The sequence below is a fragment of the Pseudoalteromonas sp. P1-13-1a genome, assembly GCF_001401875.1.
GTDB lineage: Bacteria > Pseudomonadota > Gammaproteobacteria > Enterobacterales > Alteromonadaceae > Pseudoalteromonas.
Genome location: NZ_LKDV01000022.1, coordinates 1 through 22,128, shown reverse-complemented (window position 1 = coordinate 22,128; position 22,128 = coordinate 1). Strand labels below are relative to the sequence as shown.

24 protein-coding genes are annotated in these 22,128 nt (G+C 41.6%); 3 read left to right on the top strand and 21 right to left on the bottom strand.

The genetic code is table 11. The annotated features are described in order from the left end of the window. Window positions 1-24 precede the first annotated feature (24 nt). The 17 genes from flhB to AN391_RS13665 all read right to left on the bottom strand — a co-directional run bounded on the left by flhB (window position 25) and on the right by AN391_RS13665 (window position 15,995). Window positions 25-1,158 carry a flagellar biosynthesis protein FlhB gene (gene flhB, locus AN391_RS13745; RefSeq protein WP_055015931.1) on the bottom strand — a complete coding sequence of 378 codons (1,134 nt, stop codon included), beginning with the start codon at window positions 1,156-1,158 and terminating at the stop codon, window positions 25-27. A gap of 8 nt (window positions 1,159-1,166) precedes the next feature. Next, window positions 1,167-1,946: a flagellar biosynthetic protein FliR gene (fliR, locus tag AN391_RS13740; protein WP_055015930.1), complete on the bottom strand. Its 780-nt coding sequence runs from the start codon at window positions 1,944-1,946 to the stop codon at window positions 1,167-1,169. A gap of 2 nt (window positions 1,947-1,948) precedes the next feature. Further along, on the bottom strand, window positions 1,949-2,218 hold the full coding sequence (gene fliQ, locus AN391_RS13735; RefSeq protein ID WP_055015929.1) for a flagellar biosynthesis protein FliQ: 270 nt from the start codon (window positions 2,216-2,218) through the stop codon (window positions 1,949-1,951). 42 nt (window positions 2,219-2,260) lie between these two features. Further along, window positions 2,261-3,004 (bottom strand): flagellar type III secretion system pore protein FliP, encoded by a 744-nt coding sequence (gene fliP, locus AN391_RS13730; RefSeq protein WP_055015928.1) that lies wholly within the window; start codon window positions 3,002-3,004, stop codon window positions 2,261-2,263. A gap of 4 nt (window positions 3,005-3,008) precedes the next feature. Next, window positions 3,009-3,392 carry a flagellar biosynthetic protein FliO gene (gene fliO / locus AN391_RS13725; protein ID WP_055015927.1) on the bottom strand — a complete coding sequence of 128 codons (384 nt, stop codon included), beginning with the start codon at window positions 3,390-3,392 and terminating at the stop codon, window positions 3,009-3,011. Then, complete coding sequence (gene fliN / locus AN391_RS13720; RefSeq protein WP_055015926.1) at window positions 3,389-3,787, bottom strand: flagellar motor switch protein FliN; 399 nt, start codon at window positions 3,785-3,787, stop codon at window positions 3,389-3,391. Before fliN ends, fliO begins: the two co-directional genes overlap by 4 nt. Window positions 3,788-3,807: 20 nt before the next feature. Continuing rightward, the gene (fliM, locus tag AN391_RS13715) at window positions 3,808-4,899 is read right to left on the bottom strand and encodes a flagellar motor switch protein FliM (RefSeq protein ID WP_055015925.1); all 1,092 of its coding nucleotides are present in this window, start codon (window positions 4,897-4,899) and stop codon (window positions 3,808-3,810) included. Window positions 4,900-4,908: 9 nt separating this feature from the next. After that, the gene (gene fliL / locus AN391_RS13710; protein ID WP_055015924.1) at window positions 4,909-5,442 is read right to left on the bottom strand and encodes a flagellar basal body-associated protein FliL; all 534 of its coding nucleotides are present in this window, start codon (window positions 5,440-5,442) and stop codon (window positions 4,909-4,911) included. A 57-nt stretch (window positions 5,443-5,499) separates the two neighbouring features. Then, the gene (locus AN391_RS13705) at window positions 5,500-7,485 is read right to left on the bottom strand and encodes a flagellar hook-length control protein FliK (RefSeq protein ID WP_055015923.1); all 1,986 of its coding nucleotides are present in this window, start codon (window positions 7,483-7,485) and stop codon (window positions 5,500-5,502) included. Window positions 7,486-7,574: 89 nt separating this feature from the next. Then, window positions 7,575-8,021, bottom strand: coding sequence for a flagellar export protein FliJ (fliJ, locus tag AN391_RS13700; RefSeq protein WP_055015922.1), 447 nt, complete (start codon window positions 8,019-8,021; stop codon window positions 7,575-7,577). Continuing rightward, window positions 8,021-9,355, bottom strand: coding sequence for a flagellar protein export ATPase FliI (gene fliI / locus AN391_RS13695; protein ID WP_055015921.1), 1,335 nt, complete (start codon window positions 9,353-9,355; stop codon window positions 8,021-8,023). Before fliI ends, fliJ begins: the two co-directional genes overlap by 1 nt. 18 nt (window positions 9,356-9,373) lie before the next feature. Next, window positions 9,374-10,183, bottom strand: coding sequence for a flagellar assembly protein FliH (gene fliH, locus AN391_RS13690; RefSeq protein WP_055015920.1), 810 nt, complete (start codon window positions 10,181-10,183; stop codon window positions 9,374-9,376). A 3-nt stretch (window positions 10,184-10,186) separates the two neighbouring features. Then, complete coding sequence (gene fliG / locus AN391_RS13685; RefSeq protein ID WP_004588291.1) at window positions 10,187-11,227, bottom strand: flagellar motor switch protein FliG; 1,041 nt, start codon at window positions 11,225-11,227, stop codon at window positions 10,187-10,189. Next, window positions 11,220-12,935 carry a flagellar basal-body MS-ring/collar protein FliF gene (fliF, locus tag AN391_RS13680; protein WP_055015919.1) on the bottom strand — a complete coding sequence of 572 codons (1,716 nt, stop codon included), beginning with the start codon at window positions 12,933-12,935 and terminating at the stop codon, window positions 11,220-11,222. The genes fliG and fliF overlap by 8 nt, the downstream gene beginning before the upstream one ends. Before the next feature lie 20 nt (window positions 12,936-12,955). Then, window positions 12,956-13,288 (bottom strand): flagellar hook-basal body complex protein FliE, encoded by a 333-nt coding sequence (fliE, locus tag AN391_RS13675; protein WP_004588289.1) that lies wholly within the window; start codon window positions 13,286-13,288, stop codon window positions 12,956-12,958. 173 nt (window positions 13,289-13,461) lie between these two features. Continuing rightward, window positions 13,462-14,886 (bottom strand): sigma-54 dependent transcriptional regulator, encoded by a 1,425-nt coding sequence (locus tag AN391_RS13670; protein WP_055015918.1) that lies wholly within the window; start codon window positions 14,884-14,886, stop codon window positions 13,462-13,464. Continuing rightward, complete coding sequence (locus AN391_RS13665) at window positions 14,883-15,995, bottom strand: PAS domain-containing sensor histidine kinase (protein WP_055015917.1); 1,113 nt, start codon at window positions 15,993-15,995, stop codon at window positions 14,883-14,885. Before AN391_RS13665 ends, AN391_RS13670 begins: the two co-directional genes overlap by 4 nt. Before the next feature lie 132 nt (window positions 15,996-16,127). Between AN391_RS13665 and AN391_RS13660 the strand changes: the two genes are divergently transcribed. Next, window positions 16,128-16,718 carry a DNA-3-methyladenine glycosylase I gene (locus AN391_RS13660; protein WP_055015916.1) on the top strand — a complete coding sequence of 197 codons (591 nt, stop codon included), beginning with the start codon at window positions 16,128-16,130 and terminating at the stop codon, window positions 16,716-16,718. Window positions 16,719-17,011: 293 nt separating this feature from the next. Here the strand turns inward: AN391_RS13660 and AN391_RS13655 are convergent, their stop codons facing one another. After that, entirely contained in the window at window positions 17,012-18,448 is a 1,437-nt protein-coding gene (locus tag AN391_RS13655) for a sigma-54-dependent Fis family transcriptional regulator (RefSeq protein WP_055015915.1), read from the bottom strand. 355 nt (window positions 18,449-18,803) lie between these two features. On the opposite strand from AN391_RS13655, the gene fliS reads away from it, so the two are divergent. Both fliS and AN391_RS13645 read left to right on the top strand, forming a co-directional pair. Then, a complete protein-coding gene (fliS, locus tag AN391_RS13650) occupies window positions 18,804-19,205 on the top strand; it encodes a flagellar export chaperone FliS (protein ID WP_055015914.1) in 402 nt (133 codons plus the stop codon). 4 nt (window positions 19,206-19,209) lie between these two features. Then, complete coding sequence (locus tag AN391_RS13645) at window positions 19,210-19,506, top strand: hypothetical protein (RefSeq protein WP_055015913.1); 297 nt, start codon at window positions 19,210-19,212, stop codon at window positions 19,504-19,506. Between the two features lie 106 nt (window positions 19,507-19,612). Here the strand turns inward: AN391_RS13645 and fliD are convergent, their stop codons facing one another. The 3 genes from fliD to AN391_RS13630 form a co-directional block, all read right to left on the bottom strand. Further along, window positions 19,613-21,052, bottom strand: coding sequence for a flagellar filament capping protein FliD (gene fliD, locus AN391_RS13640; RefSeq protein WP_055015912.1), 1,440 nt, complete (start codon window positions 21,050-21,052; stop codon window positions 19,613-19,615). A 56-nt stretch (window positions 21,053-21,108) separates the two neighbouring features. Continuing rightward, on the bottom strand, window positions 21,109-21,543 hold the full coding sequence (locus tag AN391_RS13635; protein ID WP_055015911.1) for a flagellar protein FlaG: 435 nt from the start codon (window positions 21,541-21,543) through the stop codon (window positions 21,109-21,111). A gap of 165 nt (window positions 21,544-21,708) precedes the next feature. Beyond that, the coding region (locus AN391_RS13630) for a flagellin (RefSeq protein WP_268795577.1) at window positions 21,709-22,128 on the bottom strand (420 nt) is incomplete at its 5' end.

Here is a 22,128-nt window from a genome sequence, read left to right as displayed (position 1 = left end):
AAAGTGTAGTTAGCTCAACACACTCTAATCATATTTGAAGTCATCGGGTATAGGCAGTTTAGACTTAAGCGGAATAGGTCGTTTACCACGTCCTTTTTTAAAGCGTTTAAGCTGAAATACATAAGCTAAAACCTGTGCTACCGCCGTAAATAATTGATCAGGTATTTGCTGGCCCACTTCAGCGGTATGGTAAAGTGCCCGCGTAAGCATTGGGGATTCTACAATCGGTACTTCGTTACCTTTGGCTATTTTACGAATCTGCATAGCCATTTCATCTATCCCTTTGGCAAGTACAATTGGCGCACCTGCACGCTCAGTATCGTATTTTAACGCTACAGAATAGTGGGTAGGGTTGGTTACAATTACGTCGGCATCGGGGACATCTTGCATCATTCTTCGCTGCGACATTTGCCTTTGTGTTTGTCTAATGCGCGCTTTAATTTGCGGATCACCTTCTGAGTTTTTGTACTCGTCTTTGATCTCCTGCATGGTCATTTTAAGTTGTTTGTTGTGGTTATAACTTTGATAAGGGGCATCTATTGCGGCAATAATCACCAAAGTGCACGACAAGCCTAAAAACATCCATGAGAGTATTTCAAGAGCATGAATTATATTGCTCGGTGCACTTTCAATACTTAAATGTAAAATCTCATCAAAAAAAGTTTGAATTAAAAACACCGCAAAAATAGCCACCAGCGAAAACTTTAATATGGATTTTACCAGCTCTATCGCGGCTTGAGGGCCAAACATGCGTTTAAAGCCTTTCATTGGCGACATTTTACTAGGCTTAGGTGCTGCAGCTTCCCAGCTAAAATTAAAGCCGCCGAGTAAGGTATTACCAATAAAGGCCGCAATAACAATAATTAAAACAAACATCGCCATAGGAAACAGCAGCGCACTGGCCACCTCACTCCACACCGCAAACATTTTAGTGGTGTCGTAAGCTTCAGTGCGATTTAAAGACAGCATTCTCCCCATTATATTGTACAAACCTTTGCCTATCTCTGGGCCATACAACAATAACGAAATGGCAGAAAAAATAAGTACAAACATAGTACCTAGCTCTTTTGAACGCGCTATTTGCCCTTTCTTTTTAGCGTCTTCGAGCTTTTTGGAGGTGGGTTCTTCTGTTTTTTCTTGTCCTGAATCTTCAGCCATCGCCCCTCCTACACCGTACAGCCAACTAGGCTGCACATAAGCTCAATCATTTTTAACCATTGAAATTCAAACTGGGTAACAAAATTGCCCAAGGTAGCCCAAATAATCATCAAACCGGCAACTAATGTGAACGGGAAACCTATTGAGAAAATATTTAACTGTGGTGCTGCACGCGTCATAATACCGAATGAAATATTAATGATGAGCATGGCAGTAAGAGGCGCTAAAGCCAATACTAGTGCTGTGGTAAACATCCAGCTGCCCCAAGTTACTATGTCCCAGTAATGATCAACAGCCCACCAATCGCCGTTTATTGGCAGTACTTCAAAGCTATGTACAACCATTTGAATCATCATTAAATGACCATTAAAAACAAAAAATAACAAGGTCGCTAAAATTAAATAAAACTGGCCAACTGCGGGCACACTTGCACCATTTGAGGGGTCAATAACGGAAGCAAAGCCCAAACCGGTTTGCATTGCTAGTATTTGTCCAGCAAGCACAAAAGTATTTAGCATAAGTGTAGAGGCAAACCCTATCGCAACACCTATCAACATTTGCTGAATGACCACCAGCACCATTTCAAAAGAAAATAAGTTAGTAAATGTTGCAGGGGGCAGCGCAGGCACAACTAAAAACGTAACCACTACCGCTAACCCCATCTTAATGCGTGTAGGTACGTTTTGTGCGCCTAAGCCCGCCATAATCATGATCATTGAGCTGATGCGAACTAGAGGCAGTAAGAAATCACTTAACCATTGAATAACAACAGAAAAAGGAAATTCCACAGTTAGCCTGCAATTTCAGGAATGAGTAATACTAGGCGGTTAAAAAAGTCCATTAGCTCTTGGGTTAGCCAGTGTCCGCCAACAATAAGTGCCCCTATGGTAATTAATAAACGCGGTAAAAAGCTTAAGGTTTGTTCGTTAATGGAGGTTGCCGCCTGAAACACCGCCACCACTAACCCTACTAGCAAACCTGGTACCACAATAGCAGACACCAGCTTAATTACTAAAAACAGTGCATCACTGAGAATATCAACAAAAATTTCCGGTTCCATGTTGTACCCCTAGTGTTTAAAAGTGCGAATGTAAAACATGGTTTATGTCCCTAAACCAAAGCTTTTAGCAAGTGTGCCCATTACAAGGCTCCAGCCGTCAACCAGTACAAATAACATTATTTTAAAAGGCAAAGACACAATCATGGGCGATAGCATCATCATACCCATGGCCATTAGTACTGAGGCAACCACCAAATCGACTATTAAAAAAGGGATAAAAAACATAAAACCAATAATAAACGCAGTTTGCAGTTCACTGGTCACAAACGCAGGTATTAACACAATTAGCGGCGTAGCCTCTGGCGAGTCAAGCTGCTCATAACCTGCTATTTTGGCAAACGTTTCTAAGTCTTTTAATCGCACCTGCGAGAGCATAAAGGCTTTCATTGGCTCTTTTGCAAGCTCTAATGCTTGTACCGAAGTAACTTGCTCATTTAAGTAGGGTTCTATGGCGCGCTCATTAACTTGCTGATAAATAGGCGCCATAATAAAAATACTTAAAAATAGCGACATCCCTAATAAAACTTGGTTTGAAGGTGTTGATTGTAAACCAATGGCTTGGCGTAAAATGGCCAGTACAACAATAATACGGGTAAACGAGGTCATCATAATTATGGCGGCAGGAATAAAGCTCAGCGCCGTCATAATTGCCAGTACTTGCAAGGTTACAGAGTAATCTTGCGTCCCGTCGGCATTGGTTGTAATAGTTAGTGCGTCTATGCCCTGTGCACTGCTTGCAGCAGGTACAAATAACATAGCTAAAATAATCAGCAGCCACTTTATCATAGGGTTAATTCTTTTTACTTTGATTCGTTTGCGGGTTAAGTAGTTTGCTAAATCGCTTAGCAAGTTCTGGCAACTCTTTTTCACTTAACGGCGTTTCAAGTTTATGTAAGTAGTTAATGCTGTGTGGGGTCACCCCTAATAAATGCTGTGCATTATCTATTTCAACCACCATTAACCGCTCTCGCGAGCCAAGTGGTAAACTTCGCACTACTTTAAACTCGTCGCTATTGGCTAAGTTTGGATTAAGCTTTTTAACAAAAAATGCCAGCACCACAACCAGTACTAGCACCATTATCAACGACAGCACCATAGACAAAATATCGGCCGTAGGCGTTACGGCGTCTGCTTTGGTAAATACTGAGCTGGTTAGAGCTACAAGTGTACTCATCGTAATTTTTTGATCCGCTCTACCTGGCTTATAACGTCCGTTAAACGAATACCAAATTTATCATTTACTACAACCACTTCGCCATGGGCAATGAGCGTACCATTTACCAGTACGTCTAATGGTTCACCGGCTACGCGGTCTAGCTCAACAACAGAGCCTTGGTTTAGCTGCAATAAATTACGGATATTTATTTTAGAACGCCCTACTTCCATAGAAATTGTTACAGGAATATCTAAAATTGTATCGAGTTTGCGTTTTTCGTCGCCGCTAAGTTCATGTTTATCATCACTTAACTCATCAAGCTCGGCAACTTGCGCCTCTGCGCCATCATCACCGCCTTCGGCTTCAGCTAGGGCTGCTGCCCATTCGTCCATTGTGTCTTGATCATCGCTCATACTTTTAACCTTTTAATCAATTACCAGTCTAAGTCTACACCGTCAGAAAGGTGTAGATCATCTTCTAGTTCTGCTAATTCTGCATCTGAATCAATTTTCTTGCCGCCTTTGGTAAATACATGCAGCTCAGATTTAACTGAATCAGGACGTTTAATTTTTTCACTAATTTGCAGCGCAACGTTATCGCGAGAGCGACCCATTTTAGCTCTAAATGTAGGTAACTCTTCAACAAATACCGTAATATGCTCTGGCATTTCTACCGGAATAATATCGCCCGCTTTAAGTTCCATTATCTGCTTGAGCGACAAGTCAACCTCAAGAAGCTGTGTTGATAAATCAACTTCAACATCCATAATTTCATCGCGTAACGCTTTGCTCCAACGCAAGTCGGTATCTTCTGTATCCGATTGCACACCCGCATCAAGCAGCTCTCTAATTGGCTCAAGCATTGAGTACGGTAGTGCAATGTGAAAATCGCCACCACCGCCATCTAATTCAATATGGAAAGAGCTAATAACCACAACCTCAGTAGGGCTCACAATATTAGCCATTGCTGGGTTTACTTCAGAATCGAGGTATTCAAACGATACGTCCATAACTGGCGCCCATGCTTCTTTGTAATCTTCAAAGATAATTTTTAGTAGCATTTGCACAATTCGGCGTTCGGTAGGGGTAAATTCGCGGCCTTCAATCTTTGCATGGTAACGTCCATCACCACCAAAAAAGTTATCTACCAAAATAAACACAAGTCGTGCTTCCATGGTAATGAGGCCAGTGCCTTTTAGCGGTCTAAAACGCACCATATTTAAACTTGTTGGCACAAATAAGGTATGGATATATTCGCCAAATTTAATCATTTGTACGCCATTAATCGACACCTCTGCGGTGCGGCGCATCATGTTAAATAAGCTTATTCGCATATGACGAGCAAACCGCTCGTTAACAATTTCCAGGGTCGGCATGCGACCACGCACGATCCGATCTTGCGAAGAAAAGTCGTACTGTAGTGTACTACCTTCGCTGTCTTCACCTTCGTGTATATCTTCCTCTTCGACTTCATCAACGCCGTGTAAGAGTGCATCAATTTCGTCTTGGGATAATAAATCGCTCACGCTAGCCCCTTATTGCATCACAAAGCCGGTAAATAATACCCGCTCAATTACTTTCGTGCCTTCAACATCATTCAGTGCGGCTTGCACTTTTTCAAGCGCTGTAAAGCGCAGTGTTTCTTTACCAGCACTTGTGCTGAGCTCATCAGCGGTGGTGGTTGAAAACACGCTTAATAAGGTGCCTTCAATTAAAGGGATGTGCTTTTTAGCGGTTTCTTCATTTACATCGCCACGCACAAGTAACTGCACTTTAATTTGTACAATTCTATCTCTGCTTGACCCAGGTACATTAAATACGAAGGGTCTTGGCATAGCAACATACAAAGCACTGCCCATTTCAGCTGAAGAGCCTGAAGGAGCGGCCGAGTCGCTTTGCGCCGCGGTGGTTGTCTCTTCATCTAATGTTTCAACGGGTGCATCATCGCCCGCCATAAAAAAATAGCCAGCACCACCGCCAACAACAAGCAGCACTGCCACTATGATTATGATCAGCTTTTTTTTGCTTTTACCGGTTTCTTCTATTTCTAAACTTGTTTCTTCGGCCATTGTGATTCCTTTTTTAGCAAAGGTACTTGCTTGTTTTAGTTATTATAATAGCAGTACTTATGCATAGTAATCTATTGATGATGAAGTTTGTTGTCGAGAACTTTGTGGGTTACCCCCATCTTGCTCATCATTTTTATCGTGCTGTGTATTTTTATTAGCCGATTGACCTTGCGAGCGCTCCTCGCCTTCATCGCTTTGCTCATTACCTGATTGCCCATAAGAAATAGAGCTTTCGCCTAAATCAATGCCCTGCTCGGCTAACATTTCACGTAAACGCGGCATTGATTGTTCGAGTGCTTCTTTAGCTTGCTGATTTTGCACCACAAAATTTATTTGTGCTTGCTCAGCATCACTTCTGATACGAATTTGCATACTACCCATTTCTGGTGGATCTAAGCGAATTTCAGCTTCTTTATTGCTAATACTTAGCATTGAAGATACACGCTCTTGAAGCATTTTAGCTGCATCACTTTTAACAATATTAATAGCCTGCATCATACTTGCATCTATATTCACCTGCTTAATTTGCGCGTTACTACTTTGTAATTGCTGCGACTGTATAGCTTGGCTCTCTAAAATAGACTGCTCATAACGAGCGCTGTCGTACTGAGCATTTATTTGTGCCTGCGTGTTATTCATTGCATCGGTTATCAGCGTAAACACCTGGGCTACACGGGGCAAACCAGTACTTGTTTTAGCCTCTTTAAGTAAGCTTTCCAGCTCGGCTTCTAAGGTGTTTAACTCTTCTGGAGTTACAGCGTCTTGTTCAATACTAGAAGGGGGGTCAGCATTAATCATGGCTTTATTTTGCGGTGTACTCGCATTTATTGCAGCATTACTAGCTTGCTGTGCATTTAAAGCCGCATTTGCAGAGCTTGAGACACTTTGCGCTTTGCTCTCACTAAGCTGCGTATCAAGCATAGTTTGTAAGTTACTTATTGTTTCATTTACTTTTTTGAGCGTATCACCTGTCGGTTGCTCGTTACTCACATAGCTTTTTAATTGACTAAGTAGTGCCTGCTTTTCATCGCTATTTAAGCTTTTTAACTGAGATTGAATTAGCTCACTGCGCGTGCTTGTCTGTTTTTCGTTTTGTACGACAAACTCTGTAAGTAATTGTTTAATGGCGCTTGCGCGATCATCACCTTCACTTGGCGTGGTTTCAGTAAATGAGTTTTTAACTTGCTCGTTTAACTGTGCACGTTGCGCTTCGCTTAATGAGTTCAGTACTTTAGATGTCGTTGATAGCTCTGACTGCGTAGATGTACGAGTCAGTTCTTTGGCTAATTGCTCTATGTCTGCATCGCTTATAGGCAGCGCACCTTCAGCATTTGACGCAGTGCCTGGCGCTTTTGTATTTTCAGCACCTTCACCGTCACTATTTACAATAGCCGCGTTGCTATTAGTTTTATTGATTTGTGTTTGCACTGCTTCTGCTACTGGGTTTTTAGCAGCACTACTTGCTAGGCTCTCATTTTTTAACGAAGGGGCTAAATTTTCTACAGCGCTTTGCTTAGTCGCTTTAGGTTCAAGCTCAGCGTTTGTAAACGCGCCTTTTTTGCCGTTGCTATTATTATCAGTTAAAAGAGTATCATCGGCTTTAGTCGTTATGGCGTCGGTTTCATTAGTTTCACCTAATTGCGAAGCTAAAAAGCTAACACTTTTATCACTCTTTTGTGCACTTAATTCGCTAAAGTCACTATCGCTACTGCCGTGTTTTTTTACACTTACGTCAATCACTTGCGAGGAGTTTATTTGTGCTAAAACGCTGTCGCCAGATAATAGCGTATCTTGTGTGTCATCACTCGATGAATCTGTCGGTTTTTTGCCATTGGCTAGCTGCTTATCATCAGATGGCAATAAAGCACCTGTTTGGTTAGGAGCCTCAGAATTAGCAGGCAACACAAAGGGTTTGTCTGCATCTTGTAGCTGGCTTAAAAAAGCATCACCAGATTCGTTACCTGCAGGTAAGTTATTGTCTTTAAACGCTAAAAAAGAGTCTTTTTCAGCTGTTGCCAACATTGAAATATCGTTTATTGCCATAATTCACCTACACAGCACTGCGGCAAGTTGCCACCGCACTTTGCCAAAATTAATTACCACCTACCAATAAAGCAATAAACGCGCCAGAGTTATAAACTTCTACGGCGCTGAAAAAATTGATTAGCAGAAAACTCGTCCAGCATTTTTTGCTCACTTTTTGCCATTAACGCCGCCGCTTTTAGGTTTTGTTTTTCAATTAGTTTTGCCACGGCTTTTGCTTTTACCTGCTGCTTTAACCACAAAGCTTTACGCTGTGATACAACTTGCTTAGCAGTATTTACCGTACTGGCTTGCTGGCGAATTGCTTCTTCAATTTTTGCTATAAAGGCATGGTACTGGCCAAAGCCCGCGCTTGATAAACCTGACTTTCCTTTCACATTTAATTGCTGAGAGTATTCTAATCTAAAGTTGTTTAACCCTTGCAGCTTTTGTTGGTTAGCTTGTAAATTTTGATTGGCTTGTAAGTAGCTCATGCGCAGGTTTTCTTCTTTGTCGTTTTCGAGCTTAAGCAGTAAATCGAGCTTATTTTTTGCCATTATGCTTGTCCTAGTAATTGAGCTAGGCCGTGTAAACCATCGTCATAGCTTATTACATCACGCATGCCTTGCTGTAAAAATGCATTAACGCGCGGCATCATATTAATAGCTTGGTCAAGCATTTGATCAGCCCCTTTTTGATACGCACCTAAGGTGATCATATCTTTATTTTGCTGATACATTGAATACACTTGTTTTAATACGCGGGCCTGCTGCATGTGCGGCTCAGATACCACTTGCGGCATAACACGAGAAATTGATTTTTCGATGTCTATTGCAGGATAGTGACCGCTATCGGCTAAGTCACGCGAAAGTACAATATGCCCATCTAAAATAGCACGTGCTGCATCGGCTATAGGGTCTTGCATATCATCGCCTTCACTGAGCACAGTAAAAAACGCAGTGATAGACCCTTGCCCTTCGCCGCCATTTCCCGCTCGTTCCACCAGCGCCGGTAATTTGGCAAATACAGAAGGCGGATAGCCTTTTGTAGCAGGGGGCTCGCCAACCGCAAGCGCTATTTCACGTTGCGCCATGGCGTACCGGGTTACAGAATCAAGCAGTAACAATACATTTAAGCCTTGATCACGAAAATACTCAGCAATGGTGACTGCACTTTCACAACCTTTTAAGCGCATAAGAGGCGATGCATCAGCAGGAGCGGCTACCACAACAGAGCGTTTGCGCCCTTCTATTCCTAATATTTCTTCAATAAACTCCTTTACCTCACGGCCACGCTCTCCCACTAGGCCAACCACAATAACATCGGCTTCACTGCCACGGGTCATCATACCTAAGAGTACTGACTTACCTACACCAGAGCCTGCAAATAATCCCATACGCTGGCCTTGCCCTACAGTAATCACTGAGTTTATTGCCCGTACACCTACATCCATAGGTTGGCTAATTGGTCTTCTCGCGAGGGGGTTTATAGGGTTTTGTGCAAACTTTAAATAGTGCTCTGCGTTAATTTTTCCCAGGCCGTCAAGCGGGCGGCCTAAGCCATCCACTACACGGCCCAGTAAGCTCATACCAACGGGTAAACCTGTATCATTTACTTGTGGAATAACACGTGCACCAGGTAACACACCGGAAATGTGGTCATTAGGCATTAAATATAGAGTTTGCTCACTAAAGCCTACCACCTCGGCATCCACAAAGCCCGACATAGTTTCTATTTTGCATTGGCTGCCTACAGGCGCACGTAGCCCTTTCGCCTCAAGGGTTAAACCGACTACTCGGGTTAAAATACCCGCTACAGCAGGTTTAAACGCTGCAATATGTTGTTGGTATTGATTTAAGCGTTCGCTTAGAGGTGCACGTTGAGCTGCCATAACACGCCACAAAAAAGGTTAGATACCGCTATTATGCAAAAAGCTATCCAACGTTTCTTTGACACGGGTTTTTAGGGTCATATCTAAAGATGATTGTGGCGTTTTAACTTCGCAACCGCCGCGCTCAAGGGTTGGCTCTGCAATGAGCTGCCAATTATTCTCTGCTATGGTTTGTTCACCGTAGCTTTGCTTTACCAGCTCTAAATCGTCCGGATTTAAATGCACGCGAACTTTTTCTTGTTCAGTATTGAGTGCATCTATGCTTTTTTTAAGTGTATGTAATATAACATCGGGCGATGTTTTTATTTCTTGATAGGTTATAGCTTCAGCCAACATAACCGCTAATTGCACTAAGTGCTTTTCTGCCAGTTCGTCCACTTTATCAAGCGGAGCGCTGAGGTTATCGATAATACTACGCAAGCTGGTTAACTGCTCTTCTATTAAGGGCTTAACATCTTCTTGGCCTTGTGTTTTACCAAGCTCTACCCCTTCTTTGTAACCTGCTTCTTTACCTTCACCAACGCCTTTTTCAAAACCATCTATATAGCCTTGTTCGTGCCCTTGCTTTAAGCCTTCCTCATAAGCATCTTGCCTAATGCGTTCAAGCTCCGCCATAGTTAGCGAAGGCAGCTCAGGCTCTTGCGGCTGCTCGTTCTCTATGGCTTCTTCTTCGACTTCTTTTTTATACAAATCAGAAAGTGGTGTGCCAAAAGCCGTCGAACGATTGCCAAAACTGCGTTCATCAGGCGCAACATCAGGTATTGGCCAGTTTTTTAAAAGCTCATCAGCTTCATCTGCATGCAAAGGGCGCCCTTTTAATTTAGACATAGCTTACAGGAACTCCTCGCCGCCACCGCCGCCTAATTGAATCTCACCCGAGTCAGATAAACGCCTTGCTGTTGAAAGCACTTCTTTTTGGGCCGCTTCTACTTCACTTATTCTAACTGGTGCCATGGCTTCTAAGTCATCGGCAAGCATTTCGGCAGCACGTTTAGACATGTTGCCCAAAATTTTATCTTTAAGCGCTTCGTCAGTGCCTTTAATGGCTTTCATGAGTACGTCTTGCTGTACTTCACGTAGTATGGCTTGAATACCGCGGTCATCCACATCCATAAGGTTTTCGAATACAAACATAAGATCTTGAATTTGCTGAGACATTTCTTCATCGTGTTCACGAATAGAATCCATCAACTGCCCTTCAACATTTGTATCTAGGTAGTTCATGATATCTGCCGCAGCTTTTAAGCCACCCATTTTAGCGGCTTGTGCACCTGCTTGGCCGGCAAATTGTTTTTCCATAATCTCGTTAAGTTCTTGTAAGGCTGCTGGTTGCACTTCTTCAAGGTTTGCAATACGCATGGTTAAATCTAGGCGCACTTTTTCAGGAAATTGCGCTAGGATTTCTGCCGATTGCTCTGGCTCTAAATACGATAAAACAATGGTTTGAATTTGCGGGTGTTCATTACGAATAATATTAGCAACCTGCTTTGAGTCCATCCATTTTAGTGAATCTAAGCCTTTAGCGCCCGAGCCCATTACAATTTGGTCTATTAAACTAGCTGCTTTATCTTCACCTAATGCGGCGGTGAGCGCCTTTTTAATAAAGTCTTCTGACTGGAAACCAATAGTACTAAAGCTTTGTATTTGCTCTATAAATAAATTATGAACTGCGCTAATTTTAGATTGCGATAAGTCATCTAACGCAGCCATAGCCATACCTACCTTTTGCACTTGCTTAGGCTCTAAGTGCTTTAGGATTTGCGCTGCGTCTTCTTCAGATAAGCTCAATAAAAGAATCGCGGCTTTATCTACGCCATCTAACTTGTCAACATCAAATGCTGGCGGGAGTTGTTTTTGTTCTTGATCAGTCATCTTCTGTTAACCACGCTTTCACTACTTGTGATGAGAGTTCCGGTTCGTTCGCTACAAGTGCTCTTACCGCTTTAAGCAAATCTTCGTCGCCATGTAAGTCTGGCAGCTGCAGTGTACCATCACTTGAGAAACCAACAGCAGCAGAATCAAAGTCTTTATTTAGCATATCTAGCGTGCTATCGCCAATATCAACCCCTGAGCTTAATGCATCTTCGTCGTACTCTTCAAGCGTATCATCTGGGTAGATCAAGCGCTTAAGCATAGGCTTAACAACCGCCATAATTAATACAATAATAACTAAGGCGCCAAGCACAAGGCGGATGATTTTCATAAACCAATCTTGTTCCCACAGCGGTACTTCTAAGTCTAAATCAACTGCTTCACGCACAAATGGTACGGTTACCACTTCTAATGCATCGCCACGTTGCATATCAAAACCCACCCCACCTTGTAATAGGCGACGTATATTTGACAAAGCTTCTACTGAGCGCGGTGCCATGGTTGTTTCGCCGTTTTCACCTACTTTGGGCACATAATCAACAGCTACCGATACGCTAATTCTGCGAATAACCCCTGTTTGTTGACGCTTATGCGAAATGGTGGTGTCTAGCTCAAAATTACGCGTAGCCTCTTTATGCACTCGGCTTGGATTGGTTGCCGTACCAGCATTGCCCTGGCCTGCCACTTCTGGGATAGTTGAATTCATAGGTGGTTGATTAGTAAGTGCCCCAGGAATACCTACCGCTAAGCCACCTATGTTGTTTTCTTCAAATGTGGTTTCGCTTCTGACTGCTGGTAAGTCTGGGTTGTAGCGCTTTTGTGTTTCCTCTACTGAGCTAAAGTCCATGTTTAAATCAACTTGCGCCGTGTAGTTACCCAAGCCGACTACAGGAATAAGAATACTGTCTATTTTTTCTAAATACTCTTGCTCACGCTTTCTTTCAATGTCGTACTCTTTACGAGAGCGTGCTGCTAATGAGTCTTGTGAGCCAGAATTAAGTAGACGGCCGTTTTGATCTGTTACTGTCACACGTGCTGGCTCGAGACCTTGTACTGCAGAGGCAATCATATCAACGACTGAATCAATCTCTTCACCATCAAGCGTACGGCCACGTTTAAGAGTCAATACCACTGTGGCTGATGGCTTTTTCTCTCTGCGTGCGAATACGTTTTCTTTTGGGATGGCTAATAAAACTTTAGCGCGAGTAACGTTGTTTAGTTCTTCTATAGTGCGGGCAAGTTGTTGCTCGCGGCCATGTTTTAAGCGCTCACGCTCGAGCCGTTGGCTCACACCAAAACCCATATCTTGCATTATGATATCGGTGCCTGAGGTAGGACCTTGCTCTAAGCCTTCACGCGCCATCAATAATTTAATGTTTTGATACTCGCTTTCATCAACCGAAATAACGTTGCCGTCTAGCTCGTAGTCAATTTTTTGTGCATCTAAAAAATCAAGTGTTTGGATCAGCTCTTCTGTAGGCATTTTGCCAAGCGGACGCATATCGGGTTGGCGCGCCCAAATAATCACAAATATGGCAATAGCTAAACAAATAGCCAGCGCAATAATTAGGGTAACTTGGCGAAGCACATCAACCCCATTTAAGGCGCTTAAGTAGCCCGACTTTTGTTCTTGTTGCTCGTTGTCTTCACTTTGGTCAATACCGCCGCCAGCAAGAGCAAGATCTGTTGATTGATTAGATTGCGCCACAATAATTCTCCACTACCTACTTAAACAGGCATGTTCATAATTTCTTGGTATGACTCAACAAGTTTATTTCTTACTTGTACTGTAGCCTCAAATGCCACTGATGATTTTTGCGAAGCAATCATTGCCTCAGCAAGCGATACACTTCTGTCACCCATTTCAACAGCCACGACTTTTTGTTTCGCATCTTGTTGTAGGCCATTAACCGTATTTAATGCATCGCTTAGTAAGTCACCAAATTGAGCCGATGACGTTGGCTGAGCTTGCGTGGGTAGCTTATTAATTTGATTTGTATGGCCTGCTTCTAAGGCCATTGATTGCATTTCTTGGAATAACGCGCTGTTTTGAATTTTCATAATTTTCTCTGGCAAATGCAGTTAACGTTCATAAAGGGATTAAAGCACAAAGCGTGCCATAAAAATAAACCTTTAATAACATACAGTTAACTATTATTTTTAAGAGTCAGAGATTTGACAACCCTAAACTAAGCGTGGTTAGTTTAGGGTTATGTACAGAAGGGAGAGTTAGTTTATGCGGGTAGTGAAATACCTAAATCGCGCATTTGTGCGAGTTTATAACGTAAAGTACGCGGGCTGATGCCAAGTGTTTGTGCAACATCTTTACGTTTGCCTTGGCAACGGGCGAGGGTTTCTAAAATTATTTTATGCTCTTTATCTTTTAGCTCATCTTTATAGCTGCCAGTATCTACGCTCGGCAGTGAGCTACTCGCCTCTGCAGGCGTTATTTTGTCATCATAATATGCGTCACTGGGAGTACTCTCTTGCTCAGGCGCTATAACCTGAGTAGGCGCAGTGGTGCTCGACGCTTGCATTAAATTTTCAATAAAAATAGCCTGCTCGCCAATTACACTGCCCGTTCGCAAAATAAGCGCACGTTGAATTACATTATCAAGTTCGCGCACATTACCTGGCCAGGTATGGCTCAATAGTTTTTGCTCGGCATCGCTATCAAGCGTTGCTAACGGCTCTTTATTTTTAACTAAATGGCGCTCTATTAAATGCTTAGCCAATACAATTATATCGCCTGGGCGCTCACTAAGTGGTCGCCACATTAATGGGAATACATTTAAGCGATAATATAAGTCTTCTCTAAACTTATTATCTGCAACAGCTTCTTTAAGATCGCGGTTACTGGTTGCGAGCACTCTCACATCGAGTGAAATTGTTTTGCGCGCACCTAAACGCTCAACTTCACGCTCTTGTAATACTCTTAATAGTTTAGCTTGCAGCCCTAAGTCCATTTCTGTTATTTCATCAAGCAATATAGTACCACCTTGGGCTTGCTCAAATTTACCTGGGCACGCTTGTATTGCACCAGTAAAGGCGCCTTTTTCATAGCCAAACAAGGTGGCCTCAAGCATATTTTCGGGAATAGCCGCGCAATTAATTGCCACAAAAGGCGCATCGCATCGGTTTGATTTATCGTGAATATATCGCGCTAATACCTCTTTACCTGAGCCACTAGGGCCAAGCACCATTACACTTGCATCTGAGCGAGCCACTTTACTTGCAAGTTCTAATAGTTGAATACTGCTGGGGTCGGCTACAATTGGGCCATCAGTGTCTTTTGGTTTTTCGGGTAAATAGCGGCTAACCATATTTAAAAGCACCTCAGGGGCAAATGGTTTAGCCATATAATCAATTGCACCTAAGCGCATTGCCTCTACGGCATCATCAATCGTTGCGTAAGCTGTCATCATTAATACGGGGAGTTCTGGGTAGTTAAGCTTAATGCTCCTGAGCAAATCTAGGCCGCTCATCGCGCCCATTTGCACATCACTTACAACCAATGAAAACTCAGATTTCTTTAATTGGATCATGGCTTGCTCAGCACTTTGCGCTGCAACGCAGGCAATACCTGACATTTCTAACGTGTCTATGAGTGCTTCTCTTAAGCCTGCATCATCTTCAACTACCAGTATTGTATTGCTCATGCTGTTTTCTCCTGCGTTGAGGCCGTGCATATGGGCAGCAATAAACTAAAACATGCACCACCATTGGCATTATTAACCACTTCAACACGTCCTTGATGCGCATTTGCCACAGAACTTACAACAGCAAGCCCAAGCCCTGTACCTTGGCTTTTAGTGGTATAAAACGGTTCAAAAATTTTCTCTATTTGGCTCAGCTCTACCCCAGGGCCGTTATCGCATACGCTAATACGTACGGTGTCAGGTTCGCTACTATCGCGCTGCGCTTTTAATGTCACCTGTGCTTGGCTGCCAATAATTTGAATACTATTGTGAATAAGGTTTTGAATAGCGCTGGCCAGCGCAGTTTTATTACCGGTGATTTCTATATCTGGCTCTGGTAACTCAACAGCAAGTTCACTGTTATTTAAGGCCACCATTGCATCAGCACCTAGTTTTACTTCGTTTAAAAGCTGCTGCATAGACACTTGCTCAACCACTTGCTGCTCACCACTTTTAGCAAAAAGCAGCATATCGTTAACTTGGGTTTCTAAATCTTTTAAACGTGACATAAGCTTGGTTTGAAAGTTATCGCGTGATGTTTCAAGTAGCTTTTTAGAGCCCAAATTGGCCGCGTATAACATAGCTGCAGAAAGCGGTGTACGCACTTGGTGCGCAAGCGATGCCACCATTTTACCAAGCGCACTTAAGCGCTGCATGTGGGCAACGCGCTTTTGTAAACGGCGCGTTTCGGTTAAATCTGTCATTAATATTAACTGCCCTGGCTCTGGCGCAAGTGCTGTAATATCAAGTTTTATAAGACGACCATCTTTGAGCGACACTTCATGTCCATCATCTTGGTGAGGGCGAAAAGAGCGTTGAATAATGTTAAACCACTTCTCCCCTTCTAGCGGTTCGCCTAGCATATCAATTGCGATTTGATTGGCTTTTGCAATAAGCCCTTTGCCATCAAGTACAACAACACCTGCTGGCATGGTATCAACTAAGTGCGACAGCCAACTTGCTTGTTGTCTTAAATCACTTAATTCACCAATGTACTCTTCTTGAAGTAAACATGGGTTATACTGATTTGCAGTAATAAACTGTGGTTTAAGTACACTCGCAAGGGCCATAATCAAATCTCTTAATGATGTAGATATAGGGCTTGATGCATAATTTATACCAAAATTATTTTATATATTTTTCATTTGGTTAGCTTACAATAACGCGTAACAAAAAAATGACGCACAAAAAAAGGAATAATAATGAGTGAGCAAAATAAATGCCGTTGTGCGTGGCTCGACACCACAAAACCAGACTATGTGAAATACCATGATGAAGAATGGGGGGTGCCCCTTTATGACGACACACTATTATTTGAATTTATTACGCTAGAATCAGCACAAGCGGGACTCAGTTGGTACACTATTTTAAAAAAGCGTGCAGGGTATAAAAAAGCATTTGCCAACTTTGATGTGCAAAAAGTGGCTAACTTTACAGCCGGTGATATAGAGCGGTTAATGCAAGATAAGAACATAGTACGTAACCGATTAAAAATAGCTGCCACGATTAATAATGCTCAACGGTTTATCGAAATTCAAAAAGAGTTTGGTAGCTTTAGTCATTATCAATGGCGATTTGTGGGCAATAAACCAATTATTAATAATGTAAATAGTGATGAAGACGCTCCTGCAATGAGCGAAGAATCAAAAGCATTTGCAAAAGATTTAAAAAAACGAGGCTTCAAGTTTTTAGGGCCTACAACGGTGTACGCACATATGCAGGCCTGTGGCATGGTAAACGATCATAGTAATGATTGTTTTAGAAAAGAAGAAATTATAAAGGCTTTTGGTTAATAAGTGATTTATTACCATAAAAGTGATCTGTTCACAAAGAGGATAAGAGACGCTTCGCTTTAGAGCAGTAACGTGTAAGCTAACTGTGGTTTCTCATTTAACCTCGTTTTTTTGGGTCTAAGTAATTAAAAGCTGCGCTTTTTACGCGAGCAAGCTCAGCGTCTACCGTCAAAGTTTAAGTTTGCGTTTATCTTATAGACGCCAAGCTTGCTTGCGTGACGGGCAAAGCCCGTAAATTAATTCCTCAAAAATGAGTAATAAATAACGAAAAACCTATCAGCATTTGCATACTACTAATCTCGTGACAGATTGTACTTTTTCATTTTTTCGACAAGTGTTGTACGCCTTACACCTAGTATTTCTGCAGCGCGCGCAACAACGTAATCAAAACGCTCTAACGCTTGGGTAATTAAGCTTATTTCAAGCTCGGCTAAATACTCTTTAAGTTCAATGCCCTCTTCGGGTAATACGCCAGATCCCTGTTGGCTAAATTCAGGCTCTGGTTCATTATCATAATCGCTAAAACCTGAGCTAAAAATATCGTTAAAGGCATCTTTTTCAAGTAGCTCTTCAGGGTATTCAGGCTCGTAGGCATCTACCTCGATGTAGCGGTATTTATTAGGTAAATCGGGTACATCCACTACTTTTTCAGGGAACATAATCACCATGCGCTCCACTAAATTAGCAAGCTCACGGATATTACCAGGCCAAGCATGTTCTTTGAGACTCTCAACTGCGCGCTCTGTAAATTTAGCCGACGTACCACTTTGCTCATTAACACGGCGCATTAGCTCTTTAAGTAATAAAGGTATGTCGTCAGCACGCTCATTAAGTGACGGGTTTTCAATAGGAAACACGTTTAAACGGTAATATAAATCTTCCCTAAAGCTGCCCTTTTCAATCATTTCCTCAAGGTTGCGGTGGGTAGCGGCAATAACACGTACATCTGCTTGAATCGCTTTTGTGCCACCTACACGCTCGTAGCTACGCTCTTGTAATACGCGAAGTAGCTTAACTTGCATTTGCAGTGGCATGTCGCCAATTTCATCTAAAAACAGCGTACCGCCTTGCGCTAATTCAAACCGCCCTTTACGTGCAGAAATAGCGCCGGTAAACGCCCCTTTTTCATGGCCGAATAACTCACTTTCAAGAAGCTCTCCTGGAATGGCACCACAGTTTACTGGTACAAATGGCCCCGTATTGCGTTTAGATAATAAATGTACATTACGCGCAACCACCTCTTTACCCGTACCCGACTCGCCTAAAATAAGCACGTTTGCATCGGTTTTAGCCACTTGCTCTATCAAAAAGCGTACGTTTTTAACCGCGTCAGTTTCCCCTACTAAACCATCAAATGTTTTATGTGGCTTATGATGCTTGTGACTTCCAGGAAGCATACGTTGGTACTGTTGGCAGTCGTGTAATAACTGTGTGGTTACTTCGTGATTAAACGGCTCACAAATTAGTCCCACTACATTAGCAATGCTTAATAATGGCTTGAGTGTTTCACCAATGAGTAAAAAAGGCAGGGTTGGGTAGCGTTTAATTAAGCCTTCATGATCTAAGCTTTGTAATGCGCCTAAAATAACAATGCATTCTTGCTGTTGATACTTACTACATACTTCTTCAAAGTCATTTTCATCAAGCAACTGCACAGCTTCCCCAATAAAGGTAAGTGATGCATGTAATCCTATTGCACGGTTATTATTATTATCTAAAATCAAGATCATAGTTAGCGAGCCATAATTTCACTAATTCATTTTATTAGCTAAATTGTAAGCGAGATCTGTATGGATGCAAGTAATAGCGGCGGTTTTTTGACATAAACGCCAAAAAATAGACATCGCTATAAAACAATAATACTTAATAATTAAAACTTAAGTATTGTTTTGTTGTTTAATACTTAAAGCTAATGCCATGTCTTGTTTTTTCTTAGTGTATGAATCTACGTAGGTCAAAAATATAAACTATAATTAACTTAAGTTGAAAGCAACAATGCCGATAACTAAATAAATGCAATATGCTTGGCATTAATATTGCTTTTGTTACGTACAGACGATTTTACATATTTATTTAGGATTTTCCATGGCTCATGTTTCATTAAAAAAATATTCTCAAGTGCGCGCCAGCAACATCGCAGAAATGGCGCCCTATGAGCAAATTAACCTTATTTTTAGTAACATAATTGGCCGCTTGGCCGCTACTAAAGGGTTTATTGAGCGCAAAGAAATAGAAAAAAAAGGCGAAAACATCTCTGCCTGTATTTTACTCTTAGGTGCATTACAAGACGCGCTTAATTTAGAAGTGGAACAAGATCCGAGTATTTCAAATAATTTATTAGCACTTTATGACTACTGCCAAAGACGCCTTGTGCAAGCAAATGTTGACAATGATATTGAGATTATTTCTGAAGTAGCTGGCATTATTAAAGAAATTAAAGAAGGGTGGGATAGCATTCCTGTCGATCAGCGTAATCCTGCGGTATAAGCTAATGGCTTTAGAGGAAAAAAGTAAAGCTGAGCATATTAATCAATTGCTCAGCAAAATCGAATTATTAGTGCAAAGCAATAACGCTGATGAAGCTCCCCCTATTATGGATACTTTAAATAGTGAGCTTAAGCGCTGGTGCGAAAGCGATAACCCGCCTACCGCCGAGCAACTTGTGGCTGTGCAAACCAATATCAACAACATTAGCAAGCAGGCAAATGCTGTAAAAAATGAATCATCTAAAGCCATAATTAAGCAAAAAAAAACAGGTAAAGCAATCTCGGCTTATAAATCGGTATAGCTACTTCTAGCAGTTTTAAAACTTACTAGGCATCTTAAAGGCAATATTTAGACATAAAAAAACCGTTTTTAAACGGTTTTTTTATGTTCATAATTAATATGGAAAATTAAGAATTATTACTCACCACACCAGGCATATTTTCAAGCTGCGCTTGCACGTAACTACTTGTCGAGTTTAAGCTCGCTACCAATAAATCCATGGCGTTGTATTGAGCGTATAGCCTGTCAGATAACGATTCCATTTTACTTGTCAGGCTTTCGCGCTGTTCATCAATATCTTCTAATTGATTTGTTTTACTGTCGATACGGTTTTGAATAATACCATCGGAATCTGTATAAAAGCTCATTAAGTCATCAAACGATTGGGCAAAGCCGCCCTCGTCTTCATCAGTGCCTACAAAAAACTGCTGTACTAAATCTACGTCTGAATCTATTTGCTCGTTTAGTGTTTCAGTATTGAGTGATAAAACACCGTAACGGTCTGTTTCTACACCTAGCTGCGAAAGCGACAGTGAATTACCATCACCTAAATCAACCGACTCAGTTATTTCACTACGTAGTTTTGACATAACACCACGAAGGAGTGAATCCCCTGCCATTACACCAGCGCCACTTTCACCTGATGCACCTAAATTATTACTAAGCTCTAACAGTTCGTTGTAACTAGTGATAAAGCTATTTAAACCTGCTTGTATATTATTATTATTTTCAGTGACTGATATATCGCTAACATCATCGTCGGCATCATGTAATTTTTTTACGGTAATATCCACGCCATCAATTACATTGCTAAATTCATTTGTATTGCTTGATACCGTTAATGTGCCATCAATCGTTATTTGTGCATTTTGTGCAGCGTTTACTTCTGTTAGGTTTGTAGTATGGTTTAGTGGGTCTGCGTCAGATACATCGTAAGCTAACCGTGAGAGCCCACCAGTGTCAGTGTTATTACCATCGTCATCTTGTACGGTAATAGTAATTGCATTGTCTTCACCAGTTTCTTTACTAGTAAGTACTAAATGCTGACCATCATCACTGGTTACTATAGTTGCTACAACCGAGTCGTTACTGTCATTCCCAGTAAAAGGGCCGTTATTAATTTGGTCACGTAAATCTTCTAGAGTATTAGTTGCAGACAGAACAGTAGAAAAACTGTTTTCACCAGAGCCAATTGTAATTAATCCGGCGCCTATGGCTTCATCGGCCGCAAATGCAGGAGATGATAATTTATGAGCTTGCGCTAATGCATCTACTTTTACGTTGTAGCTACCAGGCTGCGCATCTTCATCCGCACTGATAGATATAAAGCTATCGCTACCAGATGTGCTACGCTTTTGATAGTTATCGCTATCGCCTAACGCTTGCATCGCAGTCTGTACCTGCTCTAAAGCAGACTTTAATGCACCCGCAGCTGATATATCTGTAGTTAAATTACTTTCGGTATTATTTAAACGAGCTTCAGCTGGTGCTTGCTCAGCATTAACCAATGCATCCACAATGTCTGATACTGCTAAACCCGAGCCTAAACCATTAAACGAAATAGACATACTTCACCTCTTTAAACCCAAAAAACTTAACTAATAATATATCAACACTACGGCGATTAAACCGTTTGGTCGATTAAAATACCTGCAGACTCAGAAAGCTTTGACACTAAGCTTAATACTTCTTCCGAAGGGTATTGCTTAATTACATCACCACTTGTTTTATCAAGTATCTTAATTACATCACGCCCAGAGTCTTCATCAACTTGAAATTGCAGAGTACGGTTCATTTCCCCCATGAACTCTTGCAATTGCTGCGCCACTTTTTCAAGCTGCTCACGTTCAAGCTGTTGGTTTTTCGGACTATTGCCCTCAGAGCTTTGCTGTGTATATTGTTTATTTAACTGGTTTTGTGTGCCTTGTTCATCCATTTTATTTACGTCATCAACAGCGCGCTGAGTCAATGTTGATCCACTCTGCCCTACTTGTTTATCTTCACCAGTTAAAGATGTTGATGCTATCGTAACTTCTGCGTTTGAAGTAATGGTGTTCATAACGCCTCCTAGAGCTGCCGAACTTGTATAATTATCAGACTAACAATAGCTTAATTTATACCCTTAAACCACAAAAGGAGGTAGCTAAAGCCACCTCCTTGTTTTAAAACTAATACTGACTTTATGTACTAGCTAGCTATTCATTAAGCTATAACGTTTAACTTATTAACCTAATAGGCTAAGTGCTGTTTGTGGTAACTGATTCGCTTGCGATAAAATTGACGTACCTGCTTGTTGCAAGATTTGGTTTTTAGTCATCTCTGCTGTTTCAGTTGCAAAGTCTGTATCTTGAATACGGCTACGTGATGCAGATACGTTTTCAGAAATATTAGCTAAATTGCTAATTGTATGACCAAAACGGTTTTGAATCGCACCTAAGTCGGCGCGTTGAGCATCTATATTTGCAATTGCATTATCAATAATAGCTAGTGCATCTTGAGAAGCACCTTGAGTAGAAATATCAACAGTATCCACACCTACAGCGCGGCTTGTAGCTTCAGTATCTGTTTGAGCTAGTAAAACGTCACTTGCTTCTGCTGTAAATGTAGTTGATGAATTTAATTGGATACCACCATAAATCCTAGC

What these genes read in the sequence shown, in the direction of transcription:
- flhB (WP_055015931.1), bottom strand. Translation starts at nt 1,158, where the DNA reads ATGGCTGAAGATTCAGGACAAGAAAAAACAGAAGAACCCACCTCCAAA.
- fliQ (WP_055015929.1), bottom strand. Translation starts at nt 2,218, where the DNA reads ATGGAACCGGAAATTTTTGTTGATATTCTCAGTGATGCACTGTTTTTA.
- fliP (WP_055015928.1), bottom strand. Translation starts at nt 3,004, where the DNA reads ATGATAAAGTGGCTGCTGATTATTTTAGCTATGTTATTTGTACCTGCT.
- fliO (WP_055015927.1), bottom strand. Translation starts at nt 3,392, where the DNA reads ATGAGTACACTTGTAGCTCTAACCAGCTCAGTATTTACCAAAGCAGAC.
- fliN (WP_055015926.1), bottom strand. Translation starts at nt 3,787, where the DNA reads ATGAGCGATGATCAAGACACAATGGACGAATGGGCAGCAGCCCTAGCT.
- fliL (WP_055015924.1), bottom strand. Translation starts at nt 5,442, where the DNA reads ATGGCCGAAGAAACAAGTTTAGAAATAGAAGAAACCGGTAAAAGCAAA.
- AN391_RS13705 (WP_055015923.1), bottom strand. Translation starts at nt 7,485, where the DNA reads ATGGCAATAAACGATATTTCAATGTTGGCAACAGCTGAAAAAGACTCT.
- fliJ (WP_055015922.1), bottom strand. Translation starts at nt 8,021, where the DNA reads ATGGCAAAAAATAAGCTCGATTTACTGCTTAAGCTCGAAAACGACAAA.
- fliI (WP_055015921.1), bottom strand. Translation starts at nt 9,355, where the DNA reads ATGGCAGCTCAACGTGCACCTCTAAGCGAACGCTTAAATCAATACCAA.
- fliH (WP_055015920.1), bottom strand. Translation starts at nt 10,183, where the DNA reads ATGTCTAAATTAAAAGGGCGCCCTTTGCATGCAGATGAAGCTGATGAG.
- fliG (WP_004588291.1), bottom strand. Translation starts at nt 11,227, where the DNA reads ATGACTGATCAAGAACAAAAACAACTCCCGCCAGCATTTGATGTTGAC.
- fliE (WP_004588289.1), bottom strand. Translation starts at nt 13,288, where the DNA reads ATGAAAATTCAAAACAGCGCGTTATTCCAAGAAATGCAATCAATGGCC.
- AN391_RS13670 (WP_055015918.1), bottom strand. Translation starts at nt 14,886, where the DNA reads ATGAGCAATACAATACTGGTAGTTGAAGATGATGCAGGCTTAAGAGAA.
- AN391_RS13665 (WP_055015917.1), bottom strand. Translation starts at nt 15,995, where the DNA reads ATGGCCCTTGCGAGTGTACTTAAACCACAGTTTATTACTGCAAATCAG.
- AN391_RS13660 (WP_055015916.1), top strand. Translation starts at nt 16,128, where the DNA reads ATGAGTGAGCAAAATAAATGCCGTTGTGCGTGGCTCGACACCACAAAA.
- AN391_RS13655 (WP_055015915.1), bottom strand. Translation starts at nt 18,448, where the DNA reads ATGATCTTGATTTTAGATAATAATAATAACCGTGCAATAGGATTACAT.
- fliS (WP_055015914.1), top strand. Translation starts at nt 18,804, where the DNA reads ATGGCTCATGTTTCATTAAAAAAATATTCTCAAGTGCGCGCCAGCAAC.
- AN391_RS13645 (WP_055015913.1), top strand. Translation starts at nt 19,210, where the DNA reads ATGGCTTTAGAGGAAAAAAGTAAAGCTGAGCATATTAATCAATTGCTC.
- fliD (WP_055015912.1), bottom strand. Translation starts at nt 21,052, where the DNA reads ATGTCTATTTCGTTTAATGGTTTAGGCTCGGGTTTAGCAGTATCAGAC.
- AN391_RS13635 (WP_055015911.1), bottom strand. Translation starts at nt 21,543, where the DNA reads ATGAACACCATTACTTCAAACGCAGAAGTTACGATAGCATCAACATCT.